6 protein-coding genes and 3 pseudogenes are annotated in these 3686 nt (G+C 34.3%); 3 read left to right on the forward strand and 6 right to left on the reverse strand.

Annotated features, from left to right (window positions below; translation table 11 throughout):
• Nucleotides 1–367 (reverse strand): winged helix-turn-helix domain-containing protein (locus RHOW815_RS07295; protein WP_215217659.1); only part of this gene is annotated, 367 nt, incomplete at its 3' end.
• A gap of 191 nt (nt 368–558) precedes the next feature.
• Here RHOW815_RS07295 and RHOW815_RS09425 point away from each other — a divergent pair.
• Both RHOW815_RS09425 and RHOW815_RS07300 read left to right on the forward strand, forming a co-directional pair.
• Nucleotides 559–633 (forward strand): annotated as a pseudogene (locus tag RHOW815_RS09425) (helix-turn-helix domain-containing protein); the annotation flags it as partial.
• A 9-nt stretch (nt 634–642) separates the two neighbouring features.
• A pseudogene (locus RHOW815_RS07300) lies at nt 643–912 on the forward strand (integrase core domain-containing protein); the annotation flags it as partial.
• A 191-nt stretch (nt 913–1103) separates the two neighbouring features.
• Here RHOW815_RS07300 and RHOW815_RS07305 read toward each other — a convergent pair.
• A complete protein-coding gene (locus tag RHOW815_RS07305) occupies nt 1104–1382 on the reverse strand; it encodes a hypothetical protein (RefSeq protein ID WP_215217660.1) in 279 nt (92 codons plus the stop codon).
• A gap of 16 nt (nt 1383–1398) precedes the next feature.
• On the opposite strand from RHOW815_RS07305, the gene RHOW815_RS07310 reads away from it, so the two are divergent.
• Nucleotides 1399–2442, forward strand: a complete 1044-nt coding sequence (locus tag RHOW815_RS07310) for a hypothetical protein (RefSeq protein WP_215217661.1) — start codon at nt 1399–1401, stop codon at nt 2440–2442.
• Nucleotides 2443–2457: 15 nt separating this feature from the next.
• Here RHOW815_RS07310 and RHOW815_RS07315 read toward each other — a convergent pair whose 3' ends face one another.
• From RHOW815_RS07315 to RHOW815_RS08685, 4 genes and pseudogenes are all read right to left on the reverse strand, one after another.
• Nucleotides 2458–2601, reverse strand: a complete 144-nt coding sequence (locus RHOW815_RS07315; RefSeq protein WP_215217662.1) for a hypothetical protein — start codon at nt 2599–2601, stop codon at nt 2458–2460.
• A 5-nt stretch (nt 2602–2606) separates the two neighbouring features.
• Nucleotides 2607–2876 carry a helix-turn-helix domain-containing protein gene (locus tag RHOW815_RS07320; protein WP_434062187.1) on the reverse strand — a complete coding sequence of 90 codons (270 nt, stop codon included), beginning with the start codon at nt 2874–2876 and terminating at the stop codon, nt 2607–2609.
• Nucleotides 2877–2879: 3 nt separating this feature from the next.
• Nucleotides 2880–3083: a hypothetical protein gene (locus RHOW815_RS07325; protein ID WP_215217664.1), complete on the reverse strand. Its 204-nt coding sequence runs from the start codon at nt 3081–3083 to the stop codon at nt 2880–2882.
• 291 nt (nt 3084–3374) lie between these two features.
• Nucleotides 3375–3686: pseudogene (locus RHOW815_RS08685) on the reverse strand (IS30 family transposase); the annotation flags it as partial.

Consider the following 3686-nt stretch of genomic DNA (forward strand, 5'->3'; position numbering starts at 1 on the left):
ATATAGCTTTAGATCCTTTTTCATACCATCCATAAGAGGGTTTGGAATTGTGTTGAGGATGAACCCCATCTAGATAAAGCAGTTGATCTGTTTGAGCGAGTTCTTTTTCTAGTTTTTGTAATTCTTGTGAAAAAAGCTTTTTTGCTTCCTCATTCACTTTTCCTGGAATCAGATTAGGCTTTTTATAGGTGAAGTTTAAGCGGTGCAGTAAAGAAACCATAGCTGATGGCGTATAATATATTCCAAAGCGGTCTTTGGCAAAATTAATCACTTGTTTAGCCGAATGGGGTGCTTCTTCTTTTACATAGATTTTTAGTTGCTCAAGCTGATTTTGACTGAGCCAGCAAACCTTTCCTGTATAGTTCAAATTTAGTAAGGCTTCTTTTCCGTCTTCTGAATAGATTTTATAATAACGTCTTATCGTATCGTCTAGAAAATTTCAATGAATTTAGTGTTTGAAAAGTCTTTTTTCTAATGCATTTCAGTATATAGCTACTAGTCAAGGATGGCTATATTTAGCAGTTGTGCTAGATCTGTTTTCAAGAAAAATTGTAAGATAATGTATCTCAAGCATGTAAACACATGGGATATTCAAGAGAAAGCTTTTATACATATAAAGAGCTTTATGAAAAAGCTCGATAGAGGTTTCATCAGACGATTCAAAATGAATTTTATGTATCAGCATTTAGGCAAAAAGTTTATCATAGTCTAGAAGAACTGCAAATGGATGTGGATAAATGGGTAAAAGAGTACAATGAAGAGCGAGTCCATTCTGGGAAATATTGTTATGGGAAGACACCATGGCAAACATTTCAGGATGCAAAGCATCTAGCACAAATGAAAATGCTAGACACATTACACCAAATTGACATTGTCAATGAAGTGCTGTCTGTCAACTCAAGTTCTGTCTAGGACAAAATCTATGTAAAAGAAGAAATTTCTATGGATAAGAGCGGGCCATAATTACTTCCAAAGGTTTTATGAAAACTATCTTTATGCCTTATCGAAAAGATTTTAAACGGGCATCTTAGATGCTTTCTTAGAAAAACTTGTTTGTATTGATTAATTTTAAAATTATATCTTTTATTTATTTTTATTTGCTATTAGTTTATATTTTTGTAATCAAATTTAATTAAAAGAGATTTTATGTCTATACTTTCTAATATTTTATCCTTTAATAATGCTAAACCAGATATGCCTCGTTTTATTTTAGAAAGAGGACTATATAATAGGATTTTGGCTTCATCAAGTTTCAGTAAGATTTTACCTACAAATGCCATAATTTTTAAACCAGATATGCCTCGTTTTATTTTAGAAAGAGGACTATATAATAGGATTTTGGCTTCATCAAGTTTCAATAAGATTTTACCTACAACTGCCATAATTTTTAAACCAGATATGCCTCGTTTTATTTTAGAAAGAGGACTATATAATAGGATTTTGGCTTCATCAAGTTTCAGTAAGATTTTACCTACAAATGCCATAATTTTTAAACCAGATACAAGAGTTTTAGCGCAACCTAAGCCTGCAGCAACTCTAATAGGCAGTAGATTTTCTTATGTATATCCTATTAGCCCTATAGAAAGAGAACAAAGTAATCAAGTAGAAACTTTAATTAGTAGAGTTACTAAACTTAACTTACCAACTATAACTTCTCTTGATGAGATTTCTTCTATGGGTCCTATTTTAGAAGCAGTGCATGAAGAAGTAGAAACTCCTCCTATTTCTTTAAACTTAGTTGGTATAATCACTAGAGAATTTGACCTACAAGCTTTATTATCAAATCCTTCTACCAACACTGCTTCCAGAAACAATCCTTCAAAGCAACTGCCTATTCAATCTTCTAGAGAAAAAAACCTTATCCGCTGGATCTTAACCTCTCATGATGTATGTAGATTAGCTGTAACTGTGTTGCATAATTTTTTTGATATTTGCTGTCAAAAACCAGAAGAAAGAAATTTTATCAATGAGTCACTAGTCCCAAGAATCAGGTATGCTGGATTTACCTTTTCTGCAACTGCAGGTGTTGTCTACCATGTAGCAATAGGTATTTTATTTACTCCGTTGGTAGCAGCGACTTTAGGCCAAAAAAAGGAAATTAATGAGATCTGGTATAGTTATTGGGCGGGGGCTAGCATATCGGCAATGGGTATATTTGCTGGGATATTTGGCATGGTATCAGGAAACTATCTGATTCATAAAACTATGGAAAAGAGCATTCCTCAATTTAAAAGATTATTAACTCGTTACTTATGGCGTGTGCAAAAAATTTGCATGCGATTAAATGGAGTAGATTTTCCTCAATTAAGACAAGAGGTTAAAAATGTTAAGACTACCGCTGAAATGGTCTTTGTAACGCGAAAATTAGTTGGCATAGCAAAGAAGTCTATACTAGTGCCGATTCAAACGGCTAGCTTAATGGGGTTCAAGTCAACGACTTGAAACTTGTCGTTAATCCTACATTTCAAAATATCTGTTATTTCTCGCATTATCCAAAATTACATGAATAATTCGAGCCTCTGTCTGTTTTTCTAGCTTCTTGAAAAAATCGAGCATTGCATCGGCATCAACTGTTTTATATTCCTCTGTAAAAATCTTCATTCCTGTCAGGCAAAGAGCTGCAGCAAAATGCAATCGCAATTGTTTCCCGGATGTCTACAAAGTCTTTTGAACGCCTTTTTTGATCCATCCACATGCACAGCATCTATGAAATAGATCTCTTCATCAGGGTTTAAGGTCTCCTTTAAAGCCCTATATTGTTCTATGAAAATTCGTTGTTTTTCAGGATCTAATTTCCCAGGAATCTTTTTAGGACGTTTATAAGCAAATCCGTGCTGTATGAGCCAATCTGTCATGCCACTTCGGGAATATTTTATCCCCTATTGCTCATGCACATAAGCTATGATCCCTTTGACTTTAAGATAGGTCTTTTCCTGTAGGTGTTTTAGTAGAGACTCTGTTTGGTCTTGTGAAAGTTTTGATTTGCTACCGCCTCGAGGGCTACTTCCAGTTTTATTTTCGGAATCATATTCTCTGAGGTATTCCTGAACAGTGATAGGGCTTATCCGATGAATCGGAACCACTATATACGAACTTTGGATGACACTCTAAATATAAACACAAGCTTATTAACGCAACCAGATTGAAAACTCTTTTTCATATCCTGAAAGACCACCTTTTCTACATCTTTTGAAGCTAACTTCAGTGTAATTTTAGGCCTTTTTACTGTTAGATTTGATGTCGGTATGAAAGGACAAATAGGCGACATTGTAATTATTTCCTCATTATAAAAATGCTTGTTTAGGAATTGTAGAAGTTGGCTCTTTCAACCTCAAAGTGCACAAAAAAGAACATATAAATACTTGAAAAAACATCTATTGTGCACCCGAGCATAGCATGTTTGTAGATAATCTCCTAAACACTTCTAGTGGAGTTTCGAAGTTGAGAGCTTTTCTTAGGTCTGTTATTTAGTATAAGTTTCCACACTTTCCATATCCTTGGAAGTAGTATCTAAAAAACTTTGTGTTTTAGGAAAATATTGCCTAACTAGTCCGTTTGTATGCTCATTTAAGCCTCTTTCCCAAGAATGTTAGGGCATTGCAAAGTAGAAGTCTGTCTCTAGCTCGAAACTAACCATTTGGTGATAGGCAAATTCTTTTCCGTTGTCTGCTGTTAATGTGTGTACA

Origin of the sequence: Candidatus Rhabdochlamydia sp. W815, from assembly GCF_018642185.1 — a bacterium.
Taxonomy (GTDB): domain Bacteria; phylum Chlamydiota; class Chlamydiia; order Chlamydiales; family Rhabdochlamydiaceae; genus Rhabdochlamydia; species Rhabdochlamydia oedothoracis.